This is a genomic window from Klebsiella sp. M5al (assembly GCF_002090195.1).
Lineage (GTDB): Bacteria > Pseudomonadota > Gammaproteobacteria > Enterobacterales > Enterobacteriaceae > Klebsiella > Klebsiella grimontii.
The window spans coordinates 545837-562222 of sequence record NZ_CP020657.1 but is presented as its reverse complement, the minus strand read 5'-3'; the positions used below and the strand labels follow the sequence as shown (position 1 = coordinate 562222).

Here is a 16386-nt window from a genome sequence, read left to right as displayed (position 1 = left end):
CACTTCCCTTCCGAGGATCTGATCTCAACGGTCAGATAAGATATGTTAAACAGTATTTTAGTCATACTCTGTCTGATAGCCGTCAGTGCGTTCTTTTCGATATCGGAAATCTCGCTGGCCGCATCACGTAAAATCAAACTCAAGCTGCTGGCCGATGATGGCAACATCAACGCTCAACGCGTGCTGAAGATGCAGGAAAACCCCGGTATGTTCTTTACCGTGGTGCAAATCGGTCTCAACGCGGTGGCGATTCTCGGCGGTATCGTCGGCGATGCTGCGTTTTCACCGGCTTTCTACGGCCTGCTGAGCCGCTATCTGTCGCCGGAGCTCTCCGAGCAGCTGAGCTTTATTATTTCTTTTACCCTGGTCACCAGCCTGTTCATTCTATTTGCTGACCTGACTCCGAAACGCATCGGTATGATTGCGCCTGAAGCCGTCGCTTTACGCATCATCAACCCGATGCGCTTCTGCTTGTTTATCTTCCGCCCGCTGGTGTGGTTGTTTAACGGCATGGCCAACAACATCTTCCGCCTGTTCAAAATTCCGATGGTGCGTAAAGACGACATTACCTCCGATGATATTTACGCCGTCGTGGAAGCCGGCGCGCTGGCCGGGGTGCTGCGTAAGCAGGAGCATGAGCTGATTGAAAACGTGTTCGAGCTAGAATCGCGCACCGTACCTTCATCCATGACCTCGCGTGAAAACGTCATCTGGTTCGATCTTCATGAGGATGAGCAGAGCCTGAAAAATAAGGTCGCGGAGCATCCGCACTCCAAATTCCTGGTGTGTAACGAAGATATCGACCACATCATCGGCTACGTTGACTCTAAAGATCTGCTGAACCGCGTGCTGGCGAACCAGAGCCTGGTGCTGACCGGCGGCGTGCAGATTCGCAATACGCTGATTGTCCCGGATACCCTGACGCTCTCTGAAGCGCTGGAAAGCTTTAAAACCGCCGGTGAAGACTTCGCCGTGATCATGAACGAGTATGCGCTGGTGGTCGGGATTATCACCCTGAACGACGTGATGACCACCCTGATGGGCGACCTCGTCGGCCAGGGGCTGGAAGAGCAGATCGTCGCGCGCGATGAAAACTCCTGGCTGATTGACGGCGGGACGCCGATTGATGACGTGATGCGGGTGCTGGATATCGATGATTTCCCGCAGTCCGGCAATTACGAGACCATTGGCGGCTTTATGATGTTTATGCTGCGTAAAATTCCCAAGCGGACCGACGCGGTGAAATTTTCCGGCTATAAGTTCGAAGTGGTGGATATCGATAACTACCGCATCGATCAGCTGCTGGTGACCCGTATCGACAATAAGCCGACGGTGCTGGTGCCCAAGCTACCGGACGCGGCAAATAGTGATAAAGAGTCGGCGTAACGCGTTTGACGAACCGATAAGGCGGATGAAAATCCGCCTTTTTTATTGCCCGAATGTGAGGCGGCTCACGCCCCTCGGGCGATAGCAGATTTTTACTGCTCCATAGCGAAACGTTCATGACTCCCCGCTTCGCAAAAAGGTAACTTTGCTCGCGACTACACGATCATATTCCTGAATAAAGGAAGCGAGGGTTACCATGATAGAATCAAATAAAAACTACTATATAAGCTGTCTGTTCTTCCTGTTCTTCTTTATTGGCTGGGGATGCTGCTATCCTTATTTATCATTGTGGTTAACGGAAACCATCGGTATTAATTACACCGATGTCGGTCTGGTTTATTCCTTTACTGCGGTTATTGCCGTTTGCGTTCAACCATTATTCGGGTTCATCTCCGACAGGCTCGTCTATCGTAAAAACCTGATGTGGATGCTGGCCATCATTATTACCCTTTTCGCCCCTTACTGGATCTACGTCTTTGCGCCATTATTAAAAGTTAACGTTTTTCTCGGGGCGCTGGCCGGCGGTATTTATATTGGCATGGCCTACGGCGCAGGCTGCGGTATTTGCGAAGCTTACATTGATAAAGTCAGCCGCGCTTCCGGCTTTGAGTTTGGTCGCGCCAGAATGTTTGGCGGCATTGGCGCGGCTATTGGCACCTTCGCGGCAGGCAAGCTCTACGGCATCGACCAGAACATGATTTTCTGGCTGGCCAGCTGCGCCGGCGTATGCCTGCTGGTCATTGTCTGGAAAATGCAGATCAGCGCGCATAAACAAGACGCGATGCAGAGTCGTAAAGCCTCGCCTGTTACCCTGAGCGACGCCGCCTCGCTGCTGAAAATGAAGAAATTCTGGTTCTTCGCGATCTACACGATCGGCGTCGGCGCGGTATATGAAACCTACGACCAGCAGTTCGCCATCTATTACAGCCACTTCTTTGAGAGCAAAGCGCGCGGCGCGGAAGTATTCGGCTATTTAACCACCGGTCAGATTTTCCTTGATGCGGTAGTGATGTTCTTCGCCCCATGGTTCGTGAATAAAATCGGCCCGAAAAATGCGCTGCTGTACTGCGGAATGATTATGAGTCTGCGCATTATCGGCTCGGCCTGGGCTATGGGTCCTGTGTCCATTAGCCTGATTAAACTGCTGCACGGTTTTGAAAGTTCAGTATTACTCGTCGCCGCGCTGAAATATATTACCGCCAACTTCAACCCGCTGCTATCAGCCACGGTTTATTTAATCGGCTTCCAGTTTTCGAAAAGCTTTAGCTCTATTTTCCTTTCTACCGGCATCGGTCATATGTACCAGAGCATGGGCTTTACCAGCAGCTATATCGTGCTCGGCGGTATCGCCCTGTGCTTTACGCTGATTTCATTTATTACGCTGGATAAAGCGCGCGCTTTTGCCCCGCAGCCGGCGCCCGCGCATTAATTTAAGGAGGTAACCTGTATGTCTGATTTATTTTATGGCGTGGCCTATTACGATGAATATATGCCGGAAGATCGGCTGGCGAAAGATATCGCCTTAATGCAGGAAACGGGCATTAACGTGGTGCGCATTGCCGAATCGACCTGGAGTACGCTCGAGCCCCGGGAGGGCGAATATAACTTCTATCATATCGACCGGGTGCTGGATGCCATGCATGAGGCGGGGATCGCGGTGATTATCGGCACGCCGACTTACGCCGTCCCGGCCTGGCTGGCGGCTAAACATCCGGACATACTGGTCACCACCGTCGATGGCCAGCAAAAATATGGCCCGCGCCAGATTATGGATATCGTCAACCCGACCTTTCGCCGCTATGCCGAAAAGATTATTCGTACGCTAATGGCGCACGTGCAGCGACATCCGGCAATTATTGGCTGGCAGCTGGATAATGAAACCAAGCATTACGATAATATCGGCCGCTATATGCAGGAGGGGTTTGTGCGCAGCCTGCGAGAAAAATACCCCGATCTCGACCGGTTGAATAACGATTTTGGTCTGGACTACTGGAGCAACCGTATTGATAGCTGGCAGGATTTTCCGCCGGTCGAGAATACCATTAACGCCAGCCTCGCCTGCGCGTTCTCTCGCTACCAGCGCCAGCAGGTGACGGAGTATCTCGCCTGGCAGGCGGAGATCGTGCGCGAATATGCCCAGCCGCATCAGTTCGTCACCCACAACTTCGATTTTGAATGGCGCGGCTACTCCTACGGCGTGCAGCCGCGAGTCGACCATTTTGCGGCGGCGCAGGCGCTGGATATTGCCGGTGTCGATATCTATCACCCGAGCCAGAAGCACCTGACCGGGCGGGAAATCGCGTTTGGCGGCGCCATTACGCGCTCGCTCAAGCAGGGCAACAACTACTTCGTGCTGGAAACCCAGGCGCAAGGCTTTGCCCAGTGGACCCCTTATCCTGGCCAGCTGCGCCTGCAGGCCTTTAGCCACGTGGCCTCGGGAGCGGCGATGGTCTCCTACTGGCACTGGCATTCGATTCATAATGCGTTCGAAACTTACTGGAAAGGGCTGTTAAGCCATGACTTTTCGCGCAACGCGACCTGGCAGGAGGCCACCACTATCGGGGCTGACTTCGCCCGCCTGTCGCCGCAGCTGGCGGAGCTGAAGGCGGAAAACGACGTCGCGCTGCTGATCAGCAATGAGGCGATGGACGCCCTCAACCAGTTCCGCCCCGGCGACGCGCAGGGCAATATTTATAACGATATTTTCCGCCGCTTCCACGATGCGCTGTACGACCACAATATCAGCCTCGATATTATTCACGACGTTAACGAGGAAACCGCGCACTACCGCGTGCTGATCGTACCCGGACTCTACGCCGCGGATGATGGCCTGCTTACGCGCATTAACCGCTATATTGAACAGGGCGGCAGAGCGCTGATCGGCTTTAAATCGGGCTTTAGCGATGAAAACGTGAAGGTGCGCAGCGGCGCGCAGCCGGGAGTTTTGCGCGAAAGCTGCGGCGTGAGCTACAGCCAGTTCACCCTGCCGGAAGAGACGACGGTAAGCGCGTGCAGCGCGGACATTGATTGCAGTAAAGATAACCAGGCCGAGCTGTGGATGGAGCTGCTGACGCCGGACGCCGGTACCCGTACGCTACTGCACTATCAGCATCCGGCATGGAGCGATTTTGCCGCCGCCACCGAGGCGGATTACGGCCAGGGCCGGGCGATTTACGTTGGCTTCCTGCCGCAAAAAACGCTGATTAGCCAGCTGTTCGACCGGCTGACGGCGGGTCTGGATCTGCGTTCACGTACCTCGGCCTACCGCTATCCGCTGGTGGTCAAAAAGATGCGCAACCGCGACGGCAATAGCATCTACTTCCTGTTTAACTACTCCGGCGATCCGCTGGCGTTTATCAGCGAGACATCGGGTAACGCGCTGCTGAGCGGGGAAAAAGTTCACTGCGGCCAGCCGTTGCGTCTCAGGGCATGGGAATTTAGTATCATCGAAAGTTAAGCGAGCGGCGGCACTCGGGCGGGGGAAACGATGGAACTGGATATCAATGAGCTACTGAACTTCTCGCCATTGATGAAGACCTTTACCTTCAACGCCTGGGTCGTCGCCGGCTTTACTCCCATCACCCGTGGCTCAAAGCTGGACTACTACATTAACCGCCCGCAGGGAATGAAAGGTTACATCATCAATCTGACCCTGCGCGGCCAGGCGCGCGCGAAAGCGGGCGACGGCTCTCTTCTGTTTCGTGAAAACGACCTGCTGCTCTTTCCCCCCGGCGTTCCCCACCATTATGGACGGGACGAACACAGCGACTATTGGGATCACTTATGGATCTACTTTATCCCTCGCCCCTACTGGATAGACTGGCTAAAGTGGGATCAAACAGCGCACGGTATCGGCAAAACCACGGTCAACGATCCTGAGCAGCTGCAAAGCCTGCGCGATCTGTTCTATGAGGTCATCCGCCATCACTCCGCTTCCGCCCCGCTGTCGGAGGCGCTGGCGATGAACGCGCTGGAGCGCCTGATCCTGAGCTGCTTTCAGCGACAGCCGATCAGCAACCGCCACGCCCACGATCCGCGGATTAACGCCGTATGCGACTATCTTAACGAACATATTGCCCAGGAGATTAAGATTGAGAACCTGGCGGCGATGGTTTTTATCTCCCCCTCCCGGCTGGCGCATCTGTTCAAAAATGAACTGGGGCAAACGGTTTACGCCTGGCGCGAGGCGCAGCGCATTAACCGCGCAAAGTGGCTGATCCAAACCACGTCGCTGCCGCTTAACAAAATCGCCCTGTCGGTAGGTTATGGAGACCCGGTCTATTTCACGCGCATTTTCCGCAAGCATAACGGCATTCCGCCGGGCGAGTACCGCAAACGCTATGCGGAAATGAAGGGGTAGGTCCAGAAACATCAACGGCTCCCGTTGGGAGCCGCCTTTTTACCGTGTAGCCATACCACTTTTCAGATTATGCCATCTCTGTCTGCAGACGGATAACCTGACGATTGACTTCGGACATCACCGACAAATGCAGCTTGTCCTTCACCTTCGGGATAAGGATTTTGCCCTTATCAAACTCAAAAGCGCCAACGTCCTTGATATACAAACGTCCACGGAACAGGATCTTCACGTACTTCGCTACTTGTAGCGGATTGTAGCGTTGGAAAATTTTCATTGTTGTCTCCTGCCAGGGTTACGCTCCTGTGGTGCCACAGTTAGCCCACGTACCGGAAGCGCAAATTTTAGTGCCCTGAAACTATAGTCCAGAATCTGAGTGATACCCAGTATGTATAAGTTTATTTACCTTATGATGACAATAATTCAGAGTTTTCGTTTCAGGCATCCGATGAAGGTAGTATAAGTCGCCGATTTTGGACGAATTTGTGCGTTAACACGCAAACTGGCACCATCATTGCGGGTAATGCGCATAAATCGCACTTATGATTAAAGCAGACCAAGTGGTCGGATCACCTGCAAAGATAATAAAAGGAAACACCATGACCCTACGTAGATTACTGGCCGTTTCATGTCTCCTGTTCCCGCTGATCGCCTCGGCGCACAACTTTGTCGACGGTCAGCGCGTTGCGCCGGTCGGCGTCGCGGATCGAGGGGAGCTGGTGCTGAATAACGATAAGTTTAGCTATAAAAGCTGGAATAGCGCGCAGCTGGCGGGGAAAGTGCGCGTCGTGCAGCATATTGCCGGGCGCTCGTCGGCAAAAGAAAAAAACGCCACTCTGATTGAAGCCATTAAGAGCGCGAAGCTCCCGCACGATCGCTATCAAACCACCACCATCGTTAATACCGATGACGCTATCCCGGGTTCAGGCGTGTTTGTCCGCAGCAGTATTGAGAGCAACAAGCAGCTCTACCCCTGGTCGCAGTTTATCGTCGACAGCAACGGTGTGGTCCGCAAAGCATGGCAGCTCAATGAAGAGAGTTCGGCCATCGTGGTGCTGGATAAAGACGGCCGCGTACAGTGGGCTAAAGACGGCGCGCTCAGCCAGGAGGAAGTGCAGCAGGTAGTGGCCCTGCTGCACAAGCTGCTTAATAAATAGAGACCCGGAAGCCGGGGTTGAGGAACGATTCACGCGGCGTGTAATCCAGGGTACGCCCCTGCCAGTCGTGAACGTGCGCCCCGGCGGCGCTGGCGACCGCATGACCGGCCGCGGTGTCCCAGGTGGAGGTCGGCCCGAAGCGCGGATAAAGCTGGGCCTGCCCTTCGGCGACCAGACAAAACTTCAGCGACGAACCGATTGAGGTCGTCTGGTGTTCGCCAAGCTGCTCCAGATACTCCTGCAGCTCCGGGTCATTACCGTGGGAGCGGCTAATCACCACCAGCGGCGGACGCGCATCGCGGACCTGAATCTGCTTGCGAACGCCGCACTCCTCTTTCCATGCTTTGCCCTTTTCCGCGCTGTACATCACCTTCATCACCGGCGCGTAGACCACGCCAAGGATCGGTTTCCCGTTTTCAATCAAAGCGATATTGACGGTAAACTCGCCGTTGCGCTTGATAAACTCTTTGGTGCCGTCCAGCGGGTCCACCAGCCAGTAGCGCTGCCAGTGCTGGCGCACCTCCCAGGCCGGCGGGTCCTCTTCCGACAGAACCGGAATATCGGGCGTCAGCGCCAGCAGGCCGCTGATAATCACCTTGTGCGCCGCAATATCCGCGGCCGTGACCGGAGAATCGTCCTTCTTGCTGGCGATGTCCATCGGCTGTTTTCCATCGTAAACTTCCATAATGGCATCGCCCGCGTTCCGTGCAAGCTGACATACTTGTTCTAACATTCTCCACCTCGTCTGGTTACAGTGGCGTTAACTCGTTGTTTTATTTATATCGCATCATTGTGAGTTCCGCTATCTGTGATAACGATGGCGGTTTCATTCATCGCTTTTCTGGCATGATTCACATTTCTGTAAGCAACAGAATGTAAATACATTTTCTTCTGTGCCATTGCTCATAAAAAAGGACGCCACTGATGATTAAGTTTAGCGCAACGCTGCTGGCCACGCTGATCGCCGCCAGCGTAAATGCGGCGACGGTCGATTTGCGGATCATGGAAACCACCGATCTGCACAGTAATATGATGGACTTTGACTATTACAAAGACAGCGCCACGGAAAAATTTGGCCTGGTGCGCACCGCAACCCTGATTGAAAAAGCACGCCAGGAAGCCAAAAACAGCGTGCTGGTCGATAACGGCGACGTCATTCAGGGCAGCCCGCTGGGCGACTATATGGCGGCGAAGGGGCTGAAAGAGGGCGATGTTCACCCGGTCTATAAAGCGATGAATACCCTGGACTATGCGGTGGGGAACCTCGGTAACCACGAGTTTAACTACGGGCTCGACTTCCTGCACAAAGCGCTGGCCGGCGCGAAATTCCCCTACGTGAACGCCAATATCATCGATGCCAAAACCGGCAAACCGATGTTTACGCCTTATCTGATTCAGGATACCCAGGTTCAGGATAGCGACGGCAAAACGCAGACGCTGCGTATTGGCTATATCGGCTTCGTACCGCCGCAGATTATGACATGGGATAAAGCCAATCTCAGCGGCAAAGTCACCGTCAACGACATTACCGCAACCGCGCGCAAATTTGTCCCGGAAATGCGTGAAAAAGGCGCGGACGTGGTCGTGGTCATTGCCCACTCCGGCCTCTCCGCCGACCCGTATCAGGCGATGGCGGAGAACTCCGTTTACTATTTAAGCCAGGTGCCCGGCGTCGATGCCATTATGTTCGGCCACGCGCACGCCGTCTTCCCGAGCAAAGATTTTGCCGGTATTAAAGGCGTGGATATCGCTAAAGGTACGCTGAACGGCGTACCGGCGGTGATGCCGGGCATGTGGGGCGATCATCTTGGGGTGGTCGATCTGGTTCTGAACAACGACAGCGGCAAATGGCAGGTCAGCGCAGCGAAAGCCGAAGCGCGCCCGATCTACGATGCGGCGGCGAAGAAATCGCTGGCGGCAGAAGACAGCAACATGGTGGCGGTATTAAAAGCCGACCATGACGCCACCCGCGAGTTTGTCGGCAAACCGATCGGTCAATCCTCGGACAATATGTACAGCTACCTGGCGCTGGTGCAGGACGACCCGACCGTACAGGTAGTCAACATGGCCCAGAAAGCCTATGTGGAGCACTATATTCAGGGCGACCCGGATCTGGCGAAGCTGCCGGTACTCTCCGCCGCCGCGCCGTTTAAAGTCGGCGGACGGAAAAACGATCCGGCCAGCTTTGTGGAAGTGGAAAAAGGTCAGCTCACCTTCCGCAATGCCGCCGATCTCTACCTGTATCCCAACACCCTGGTGGTGATGAAAGTGAGCGGTAAAGAGGTGAAAGAGTGGCTGGAGTGCTCCGCTGGGCAGTTCAATCAGATTGACCCCGCCAGCAGCAAGCCGCAGTCGCTGATTAACTGGGACGGCTTCCGCACTTACAACTTCGACGTCATTGACGGCGTGAACTACCAGATTGATATCACCCAGCCGGCGCGCTACGACGGCGAATGCAACAGCGTCAATCCGCAGGCCGAGCGAATTAAGCATCTGACCTTTAACGGCAAGCCGATCGATGCGAACGCCACTTTCCTCGTCGCGACCAACAACTACCGCGCCTACGGCGGTAAATTCCAGGGCACCGGCGAAGATCATATCGCGTTCGCCTCACCGGATGAAAACCGCTCGGTGCTGGCGGCGTGGATTGGCGCGGAGTCGAAGAAAAACGGCGAGATCCATCCGGCGGCGGATAACAACTGGCGCCTGGCGCCGATCCACAGCAGCGTACCGCTGGATATTCGCTTTGAAACCTCTCCGGGCGATAAGGCCGCGGCGTTTATCAAAGAGAAAGCGCAATACCCAATGCGTCAGGTCGCCACCGACGATATCGGTTTTGCCATTTATCAGCTGGATTTGAGTCAGTAATTGCCCCTTCCCCGGTTGCGCTACGCTTACCGGGGCTACCCAGGCATCACCCTCAGGCTACCTGCCCGTGGTTCGCCAGAACCACGGGCAGGTTCAGTTCAATCCAGTCCGCCAGCGCCGCCACCTTCTCGCTTACCTGCTCACCGAGCGGAGTCAGACTATATTCAACGTGCGGGGGCACCACCGGATAGGATACGCGATTAAGAAAGCCGTCCTGTTCCAGCGCCTGGAGCGACTGGGCCAGCATCTTTTCGCTGACGCCGCCGATCTTACGCCGCAGATCGCTAAACCGATGGGTGCCATCGCGCAGAGACACCAAAATCAACACGCCCCAGCGGCTGGTCACATGCTTGAGCACTTCCCGCGAGGGGCACTGTTCGGCAAACAGGTTGCCGTTGCGTAGCTGCTCGCTCAGCGTCAGATTCGCCATATTCATACTTACCTTTTTGTACGTACTTACTAAAAGTTAGTTAAGGTGTTAGCTTACCACAACTGCCAATGAACACGAAGGAGAAGACCTATGATCGCAATTACCGGCGCAACCGGCCAGCTTGGCCAGCACGTCCTGGAAAATCTGTTAACTACCGTACCCGCAGACCAGGTTGTGGCTATCGTGCGCAACCCGGCGAAGGCCGAATCGCTGAGCCAAAAGGGCGTAGTGGTTCGTCAGGCCGACTACGGCGACGAAGCCGCGCTGACCGCCGCCCTGCAGGGCGTAGACAAACTGCTGCTGATCTCGTCCAGCGAAGTCGGCCAGCGCGCCGTCCAGCACCGCAACGTGATTAACGCCGCGAAAGCCGCCGGCGTAAAATTTATCGCCTACACCAGCCTGCTGCACGCCGATACCTCTCCGCTGGGGCTGGCGGATGAGCATATCGCCACCGAGAAAATGCTCGCCGACTCTGGCGTTGCATATGCCCTGCTGCGCAACGGCTGGTACACCGAAAACTATCTCGCCAGCGCGCCGCCGTCGATTGAGCACGGCGTGTTTATCGGCGCAGCCGGTAACGGCAAAATCGCCTCCGCGACCCGCGCAGACTACGCCGCCGCCGCCGCTCGCGTTATCGCCGAAGAGGGCCACGCCGGAAAAGTGTACGAGCTGGCGGGTGATGAGGCGTGGACGCTGAGCGAACTCGCCGCAGAGCTGAGCAAACAAAGCGGTAAAAATGTGGTGTATCAAAACCTCAGCGAAGCCGACTTCGCCGCCGCGCTGAAGGGCGTCGGGCTGCCTGCCGGTCTGGCGGATATGCTGGCGGATTCCGATACCGGCGCTTCCAAAGGCGGTCTGTTCGACGACAGCCGCACTCTGAGTAAGCTCATCGGTCGCCCAACCACGACGCTGGCAAAGAGCGTCAAAGGCATTCTGTAACTGTTACATAGTGGTTAATTTTTGTAGCATCCCGGCGGGCCATCCTCAATAATAAAAGGATGTCCGTCGGGAGTTATCGCATGCAAGGCGTACCGGAGCAGTTTAATGATGAAAGAGACAGCGCGCGCTTCCGCCATCTGGCGCAGCTGCCCGGCGTTGAGCTATATCATGCCCATATCTCCCGCTACGCCTTTGAACCGCACACCCATGAAGCCTTTGGTATCGGCGCGATCGAGCTCGGCGCCGAGCGTTTTCGCTATCGGGGCAGCCAGCACGTGGCTTCGGTCAACTCTATCGTCACCATGAATCCCGATGAGCTGCACACCGGCGAGGCGGAAACCGCCGACGGCTGGCGCTATCGGATGATTTATCTCGACCCGGATACGCTGGAAGAAGTGACCGGCGAACGCCACTGGTGGTTCAGCGAGGTGGTTCGCCAGGATCCGCTGCGCTCCCGGCAAATCGGCAATCTTATCTATGGCCTGTGGCATACCGACGATCCGCTGGCGCAGCAGGGTCTGCTGCTGGATCTAATCGATACCTTCCGTCCGTTTGCCCATCACGCCGCTGCGCTGCCCGAGGCCCGTCACCGCTTCGAGCGGGTACGCGACTATCTGCACGATAACTATATGCGTACGGTCACCCTCGATGAGCTGGCGCAGGTGGCAGCGCTCAGCCCATACCATTTTCAACGCCAGTTCAAAGCGCACTTTTACGTCACGCCGCACCAGATGCTGATGGCGATTCGCCTGTGGCGCGCCAAAGCGTTTCTCACCCACGGCATGCCCGCCGCCGACGTCGCCCTCGCCGCCGGACTGACCGACCAGTCGCACCTGACCCGCGCGTTCACCCGCCGCTACGGCATTACGCCGGTGCGTTATCAAAAGCAGGTTCTCCCGCGCTAATGCGCAACCTCATACAATATTCCCGCTTTTGCCTCGCCTACACTGTCGGCAACGAAAAGAGTAATGGAAGGCGTGATGATTAGTGGTGTGCTGTACGCCCTGCTGGCAGGGCTGATGTGGGGATTGATATTCGTGGGTCCTTTACTGGTGCCGGAATACCCGGCAGTTTTACAGTCGATGGGGCGCTATCTGGCGCTGGGGCTTATCGCCCTGCCGCTGGCCTGGCTGGGCCGCGCGCGGCTGCGCCAGCTCACCGAGAAAGATTGGTGGACGGCGCTGGGGCTGACCATGATGGGTAACTTAATCTATTACGTCTGCCTGGCCAGCGCGATTCAGCGTACCGGCGCGCCGGTCTCCACGATGATTATCGGCACCCTGCCGGTTGTGCTGCCGGTTTTCGCTAACCTGCTCTATAGCCAGCGCGACGGCAAGCTGCCGTGGCGACGCCTGTTTCCGGCGCTGGTCTGTATTGCCCTCGGCCTCGCGTGCGTCAATATTGCCGAACTGCATCAGGGTTTACCCGATTTCAGCCCCTGGCGCTACGGCTCCGGTATCGCGCTGGCGCTAATCTCGGTAGTGTGCTGGGCCTGGTACGCACTGCGCAATGCCCGCTGGCTGCGGGAAAATCCGGACAAACCGCCGATGATGTGGGCTACCGCCCAGGCGCTGGTCACCCTGCCGGTATCGCTGGCCGGGTATCTCATCGCCTGCGGGTGGCTGCACGGCCAGCACGCGGACTTTCCGCTGCCTTTCGGTCCGCGTCCGGCGGTATTTGTCACCCTGATGCTGGCGATCGCTATCTTCTGCTCATGGGTCGGCGCGTGGTGCTGGAACGTCGCCAGCCAGCGTCTGCCAACGGTGATCCTCGGGCCGCTGATTGTCTTCGAAACCCTTGCCGGACTGCTGTATACCTTTCTTTTGCGCCAGAGCCTGCCGCCGCTTCTGACCTTCAGCGGTATCCTGCTGCTGGTGCTCGGCGTGGTGTCTGCGGTGCGTGCCCGCCCGGAAAAGCCCGCGCTGCAGGAGCTGGTCAGCGAGAAAAAATAGCCAGGTATCCCAAAGGGGTATTCCCAGGAGAATAAGATGCATTTAAAATACAACTTATATTCTTGATGACGAGGTAACTGCTATGGCTTTCCGTGACCAACCTTTAGGCGAGCTGGCGCTGACGATTCCGCGCGCCTCCGCGCTGTTCCGTCAATATGATATGGACTACTGCTGCGGCGGCAAACAGACGCTGGAGCGCGCGGCGTCGCGCAAAGAGCTGGACGTCGCGGTGATTGAAGCCGAGCTGGCTAAACTGGCGGAAGAGCCGGTGGAGCGCGACTGGCGGGCTGCGCCCTACGCGGACATCATCGATCACATTATCGTTCGCTATCACGACAGGCATCGCGAACAGCTGCCGGAGCTAATTTTACAGGCCACCAAAGTCGAGCGCGTTCATGCCGACAAGCCCAACGTTCCGAAGGGCCTGACCAAGTATCTGACCATGCTGCACCAGGAGCTTTCCAGCCATATGATGAAAGAGGAGCAGATTCTGTTCCCGATGATCAAACAGGGCATGGGAACGCAGGCCGGCGGTCCTATCAGCGTCATGGAAAGCGAGCATGATGAAGCGGGCGAGCTGCTGGAGGTGATTAAGCACATCACGCAGAACGTGACGCCTCCGCCGGAAGCCTGCACCACCTGGAAAGCGATGTACAACGGCATCAACGAACTGATTGATGACCTGATGGAGCACATCAGCCTCGAAAATAACGTGCTGTTCCCGCGTGCCCTCGCCGGAAAGTAATAAAAAAGGCGCCCGCAGGCGCCCTCGACATTGTCAGTCTTATTGGCCACCCCGGGTGGCCTTTTTTATGACGGGCCGCTGCAAGCAACGTTAAAAATCTCTCCCGAACATTTTTTTATTTCGCCAGACGCTTCTTGCCGGCAAACAGCCAGCCCGCCCCCAGCAGCACAAACCACAGCGGAGTCACCATCAGCGCTTCGCGGGTATCGGCTTCCAGCGTCAGCAGTACCAGCACAAAGGCGAAGAAGGCCATGCACACCCAGCACATCAGTTTGCCCAGCGGCATCTTGTATTTGGACTGCTCATGCAGCTGCGGGCGCTTTTTGCGATAGACCAGATACGAGCACAGGATAATCGTCCAGACGAACATAAACAGGATCGCCGACACCGTGGTAATCATGGTGAACGCCGCGATCACGCTCGGATTGACCATCAGCATCACCACGCCGCCCAGCAGGCACATACAGGAGAAGGTCAGGCCTTTCGCCGGTACCGCACGCTTCGACAGCTTAGCGAACATTTTTGGCGCCTGTCCGTCCTGCGCCAGACCGAACAGCATACGGCTGGTGGAGAACACGCCGCTGTTGGCGGAAGAGGCCGCCGAGGTCAGCACCACGAAGTTGATCAGGCTCGCCGCCGCCGGCAGCCCCACCAGCACAAACAGCTCGACGAACGGGCTCTTCGACGGCACCACTGAGCTCCACGGCGTCACTGACATAATCACAATTAGCGCGAAGACGTAGAACATAATGATGCGGATTGGAATCGAGTTAATCGCCCGCGGCAGAGATTTCTCAGGATCTTTGGTTTCCGCCGCCGTGGTTCCCACCAGCTCGATGCCCACGAAGGCGAAGACCGCGATCTGGAAGCCGGCAAAGAATCCGCTGATGCCTTTCGGGAACCAGCCGCCGTCATTCCACAGATGGGCGAAAGAGGCTTCCACGCCGGTCGGTGACTGGAAGTGCATCATCACCATCACCAGGCCGACGACGATCAGCGCCACGATAGCGACGATTTTGATCATCGCAAACCAGAACTCCATCTCGCCGAACATCTTCACGGTAGCGAGGTTAAGGCCCAGCAGCAGCAGGATGACTGCCAGCGAGGCGACCCAGTCGGAGAGTCCCGGGAACCAGAACTGCGCGTAGGCGGTGATCGCCACCACGTCCGCCATCCCGGTGACCACCCAGCAGAACCAGTAGGTCCAGCCGGTAAAATAGCCAGCCCAGGGTCCCAGCAGGTCGGCGGCAAAATCGCTGAACGACTTATATTCAAGATTCGACAGCAGTAATTCACCCATGGCGCGCATGACGAAAAACAGCATAAAGCCGATGATCATATAAACAAAAATAATTGACGGCCCGGCAAGGCTGATGGTTTTACCCGAGCCCATAAACAGCCCGGTGCCGATCGCGCCACCGATAGCGATAAGCTGAATATGCCGGTTAGTGAGATTTCGCCGCAGCGATTGTTCAGTCGGAGCCTGTTCGTCGGCAACGACTTTTACCTGATCTACCATGTGATTTTTCCTGTTGTACCTGTCTGTGTTGTTCGGGCTCTACTGGCCCTTCATTCGTCTTAACCCTGGAACGAGGGTTTATCGATATTAGGTAAGAATCGGAGGGATGAATACTATGATTTAGATATAATGTTAATTTTATGTTTAAAGTGAGTGTTATATCACTCCGGTTACGCGAAACAGCTCACAAAAATACACCCATTAAGCCGATATGCAATATAAAGTTCCAGCAAATTCATAACTTAAGGGTTTTACACTATTTAAAGCGGCCTCCTCCCCCCTGCGGGAGAGGAAGCACCTGCTGTTTAGATAATATCCAGCAGTTCAACTTCAAAAATCAGGGTACTGAACGGAGGAATGGATGCGCCCGCGCCGCGCTCGCCGTAGGCCAGGCTGTGCGGAATGGTCAGTTCCCATTTGGAACCTACCGGCATCAGGGTCAGCGCTTCAATCCAGCCGCCGATTACGCCGGTCACCGGGAATTCAGCCGGCTCGCCGCGCGCGACGGAGCTATCGAAGACGGTACCGTCGATCAGTTTGCCGGTATAGTGGACGCGAACGCGGTCAGTACGCGCCGGGATCGGGCCTTCACCCTGGGTCAGAACGCGGAACTGCAGGCCAGACTCGGTGCTGTTCACGCCTTCGCGCTCGCGGTTCTCTTCCAGGTATTTCTCGCCATCCGCGGCCATTTCCTGGAAACGCTCGCGACGCACGGCGTCAGCGCGTTCGTGGATTTCACGCAGCGCGCGGTGAACGGCTTCCACCGGCACCTGCGGCTGTTGACCTTCCAGCGCGTCAGCAATACCCGCGACCAGCGCTTCCGGCAGCAGCCCCTGCAGGCCAGACTCGCTCAGCTGTTGTCCAACCTGCAAGCCGATACCGTAACTTGCCTGTGCTTCGATCGTGTCAAAAGTTGGGGTTGCCATCTTTGTTCCTTTTTTCGTGGGGGCTCTCATGCTCTCTGGCTTCCAAAATGCAAAAGACAATGAGCAGAGAAAAGAGGTGGGAAGCATATCAGCCATAGCACGACGGG

15 protein-coding genes are annotated in these 16386 nt (G+C 56.2%); 10 read left to right on the top strand and 5 right to left on the bottom strand.

The features are described 5' to 3' along the window. The first annotated feature begins 42 nt into the window (after nucleotides 1–42). The 4 genes from BWI76_RS02765 to araC all read left to right on the top strand — a co-directional run bounded on the left by BWI76_RS02765 (nucleotide 43) and on the right by araC (nucleotide 5746). Nucleotides 43–1386, top strand: a complete 1344-nt coding sequence (locus tag BWI76_RS02765) for a hemolysin family protein (RefSeq protein WP_004098030.1) — start codon at nucleotides 43–45, stop codon at nucleotides 1384–1386. 196 nt (nucleotides 1387–1582) lie between these two features. Continuing rightward, nucleotides 1583–2815, top strand: a complete 1233-nt coding sequence (locus tag BWI76_RS02760) for an oligosaccharide MFS transporter (protein WP_004871054.1) — start codon at nucleotides 1583–1585, stop codon at nucleotides 2813–2815. Between the two features lie 18 nt (nucleotides 2816–2833). Continuing rightward, nucleotides 2834–4843, top strand: coding sequence for a beta-galactosidase (locus BWI76_RS02755; protein WP_064371505.1), 2010 nt, complete (start codon nucleotides 2834–2836; stop codon nucleotides 4841–4843). 30 nt (nucleotides 4844–4873) lie between these two features. Then, nucleotides 4874–5746 carry an arabinose operon transcriptional regulator AraC gene (gene araC / locus BWI76_RS02750; protein WP_024360272.1) on the top strand — a complete coding sequence of 291 codons (873 nt, stop codon included), beginning with the start codon at nucleotides 4874–4876 and terminating at the stop codon, nucleotides 5744–5746. A 67-nt stretch (nucleotides 5747–5813) separates the two neighbouring features. Here araC and BWI76_RS02745 read toward each other — a convergent pair whose 3' ends face one another. Continuing rightward, complete coding sequence (locus tag BWI76_RS02745) at nucleotides 5814–6020, bottom strand: DUF1107 domain-containing protein (RefSeq protein ID WP_004128166.1); 207 nt, start codon at nucleotides 6018–6020, stop codon at nucleotides 5814–5816. Between the two features lie 322 nt (nucleotides 6021–6342). Between BWI76_RS02745 and BWI76_RS02740 the strand changes: the two genes are divergently transcribed. Continuing rightward, the gene (locus BWI76_RS02740) at nucleotides 6343–6900 is read left to right on the top strand and encodes a YtfJ family protein (protein ID WP_004871061.1); all 558 of its coding nucleotides are present in this window, start codon (nucleotides 6343–6345) and stop codon (nucleotides 6898–6900) included. Here the strand turns inward: BWI76_RS02740 and cysQ are convergent. Further along, a complete protein-coding gene (gene cysQ / locus BWI76_RS02735; protein ID WP_004871063.1) occupies nucleotides 6890–7633 on the bottom strand; it encodes a 3'(2'),5'-bisphosphate nucleotidase CysQ in 744 nt (247 codons plus the stop codon). The genes BWI76_RS02740 and cysQ overlap by 11 nt on opposite strands. Nucleotides 7634–7824: 191 nt before the next feature. Here cysQ and BWI76_RS02730 point away from each other — a divergent pair, with 191 nt between their 5' ends. Then, the gene (locus BWI76_RS02730; RefSeq protein WP_004871064.1) at nucleotides 7825–9768 is read left to right on the top strand and encodes a bifunctional 2',3'-cyclic-nucleotide 2'-phosphodiesterase/3'-nucleotidase; all 1944 of its coding nucleotides are present in this window, start codon (nucleotides 7825–7827) and stop codon (nucleotides 9766–9768) included. Nucleotides 9769–9820: 52 nt separating this feature from the next. Here BWI76_RS02730 and BWI76_RS02725 read toward each other — a convergent pair whose 3' ends face one another. After that, nucleotides 9821–10198, bottom strand: a complete 378-nt coding sequence (locus tag BWI76_RS02725) for a winged helix-turn-helix transcriptional regulator (RefSeq protein WP_004871067.1) — start codon at nucleotides 10196–10198, stop codon at nucleotides 9821–9823. A gap of 90 nt (nucleotides 10199–10288) precedes the next feature. On the opposite strand from BWI76_RS02725, the gene BWI76_RS02720 reads away from it, so the two are divergent. From BWI76_RS02720 to ytfE, 4 genes are all read left to right on the top strand, one after another. Further along, nucleotides 10289–11137 carry an SDR family oxidoreductase gene (locus tag BWI76_RS02720; RefSeq protein ID WP_049087214.1) on the top strand — a complete coding sequence of 283 codons (849 nt, stop codon included), beginning with the start codon at nucleotides 10289–10291 and terminating at the stop codon, nucleotides 11135–11137. A gap of 80 nt (nucleotides 11138–11217) precedes the next feature. Then, complete coding sequence (locus BWI76_RS02715; protein WP_004871071.1) at nucleotides 11218–12042, top strand: AraC family transcriptional regulator; 825 nt, start codon at nucleotides 11218–11220, stop codon at nucleotides 12040–12042. 75 nt (nucleotides 12043–12117) lie between these two features. Continuing rightward, entirely contained in the window at nucleotides 12118–13089 is a 972-nt protein-coding gene (locus BWI76_RS02710) for a DMT family transporter (protein WP_049087221.1), read from the top strand. Nucleotides 13090–13171: 82 nt separating this feature from the next. Next, complete coding sequence (gene ytfE / locus BWI76_RS02705; protein ID WP_004871074.1) at nucleotides 13172–13834, top strand: iron-sulfur cluster repair protein YtfE; 663 nt, start codon at nucleotides 13172–13174, stop codon at nucleotides 13832–13834. Between the two features lie 115 nt (nucleotides 13835–13949). Here ytfE and cycA read toward each other — a convergent pair whose 3' ends face one another. Together cycA and fklB are read right to left on the bottom strand one after the other, a co-directional pair. Next, nucleotides 13950–15353 (bottom strand): D-serine/D-alanine/glycine transporter, encoded by a 1404-nt coding sequence (cycA, locus tag BWI76_RS02700; RefSeq protein ID WP_024360266.1) that lies wholly within the window; start codon nucleotides 15351–15353, stop codon nucleotides 13950–13952. A gap of 305 nt (nucleotides 15354–15658) precedes the next feature. Beyond that, on the bottom strand, nucleotides 15659–16279 hold the full coding sequence (fklB, locus tag BWI76_RS02695) for an FKBP-type peptidyl-prolyl cis-trans isomerase (RefSeq protein WP_004871077.1): 621 nt from the start codon (nucleotides 16277–16279) through the stop codon (nucleotides 15659–15661). Between the last annotated feature and the right edge of the window lie 107 nt (nucleotides 16280–16386).

Excerpts from the sequence above, each read along its gene's own strand:
- BWI76_RS02765 (WP_004098030.1), top strand. The coding sequence starts at position 43 with ATGTTAAACAGTATTTTAGTCATACTCTGTCTGATAGCCGTCAGTGCG.
- BWI76_RS02760 (WP_004871054.1), top strand. The coding sequence starts at position 1,583 with ATGATAGAATCAAATAAAAACTACTATATAAGCTGTCTGTTCTTCCTG.
- BWI76_RS02755 (WP_064371505.1), top strand. The coding sequence starts at position 2,834 with ATGTCTGATTTATTTTATGGCGTGGCCTATTACGATGAATATATGCCG.
- araC (WP_024360272.1), top strand. The coding sequence starts at position 4,874 with ATGGAACTGGATATCAATGAGCTACTGAACTTCTCGCCATTGATGAAG.
- BWI76_RS02745 (WP_004128166.1), bottom strand. The coding sequence starts at position 6,020 with ATGAAAATTTTCCAACGCTACAATCCGCTACAAGTAGCGAAGTACGTG.
- BWI76_RS02740 (WP_004871061.1), top strand. The coding sequence starts at position 6,343 with ATGACCCTACGTAGATTACTGGCCGTTTCATGTCTCCTGTTCCCGCTG.
- cysQ (WP_004871063.1), bottom strand. The coding sequence starts at position 7,633 with ATGTTAGAACAAGTATGTCAGCTTGCACGGAACGCGGGCGATGCCATT.
- BWI76_RS02730 (WP_004871064.1), top strand. The coding sequence starts at position 7,825 with ATGATTAAGTTTAGCGCAACGCTGCTGGCCACGCTGATCGCCGCCAGC.
- BWI76_RS02725 (WP_004871067.1), bottom strand. The coding sequence starts at position 10,198 with ATGGCGAATCTGACGCTGAGCGAGCAGCTACGCAACGGCAACCTGTTT.
- BWI76_RS02720 (WP_049087214.1), top strand. The coding sequence starts at position 10,289 with ATGATCGCAATTACCGGCGCAACCGGCCAGCTTGGCCAGCACGTCCTG.
- BWI76_RS02715 (WP_004871071.1), top strand. The coding sequence starts at position 11,218 with ATGCAAGGCGTACCGGAGCAGTTTAATGATGAAAGAGACAGCGCGCGC.
- BWI76_RS02710 (WP_049087221.1), top strand. The coding sequence starts at position 12,118 with ATGATTAGTGGTGTGCTGTACGCCCTGCTGGCAGGGCTGATGTGGGGA.
- ytfE (WP_004871074.1), top strand. The coding sequence starts at position 13,172 with ATGGCTTTCCGTGACCAACCTTTAGGCGAGCTGGCGCTGACGATTCCG.
- cycA (WP_024360266.1), bottom strand. The coding sequence starts at position 15,353 with ATGGTAGATCAGGTAAAAGTCGTTGCCGACGAACAGGCTCCGACTGAA.
- fklB (WP_004871077.1), bottom strand. The coding sequence starts at position 16,279 with ATGGCAACCCCAACTTTTGACACGATCGAAGCACAGGCAAGTTACGGT.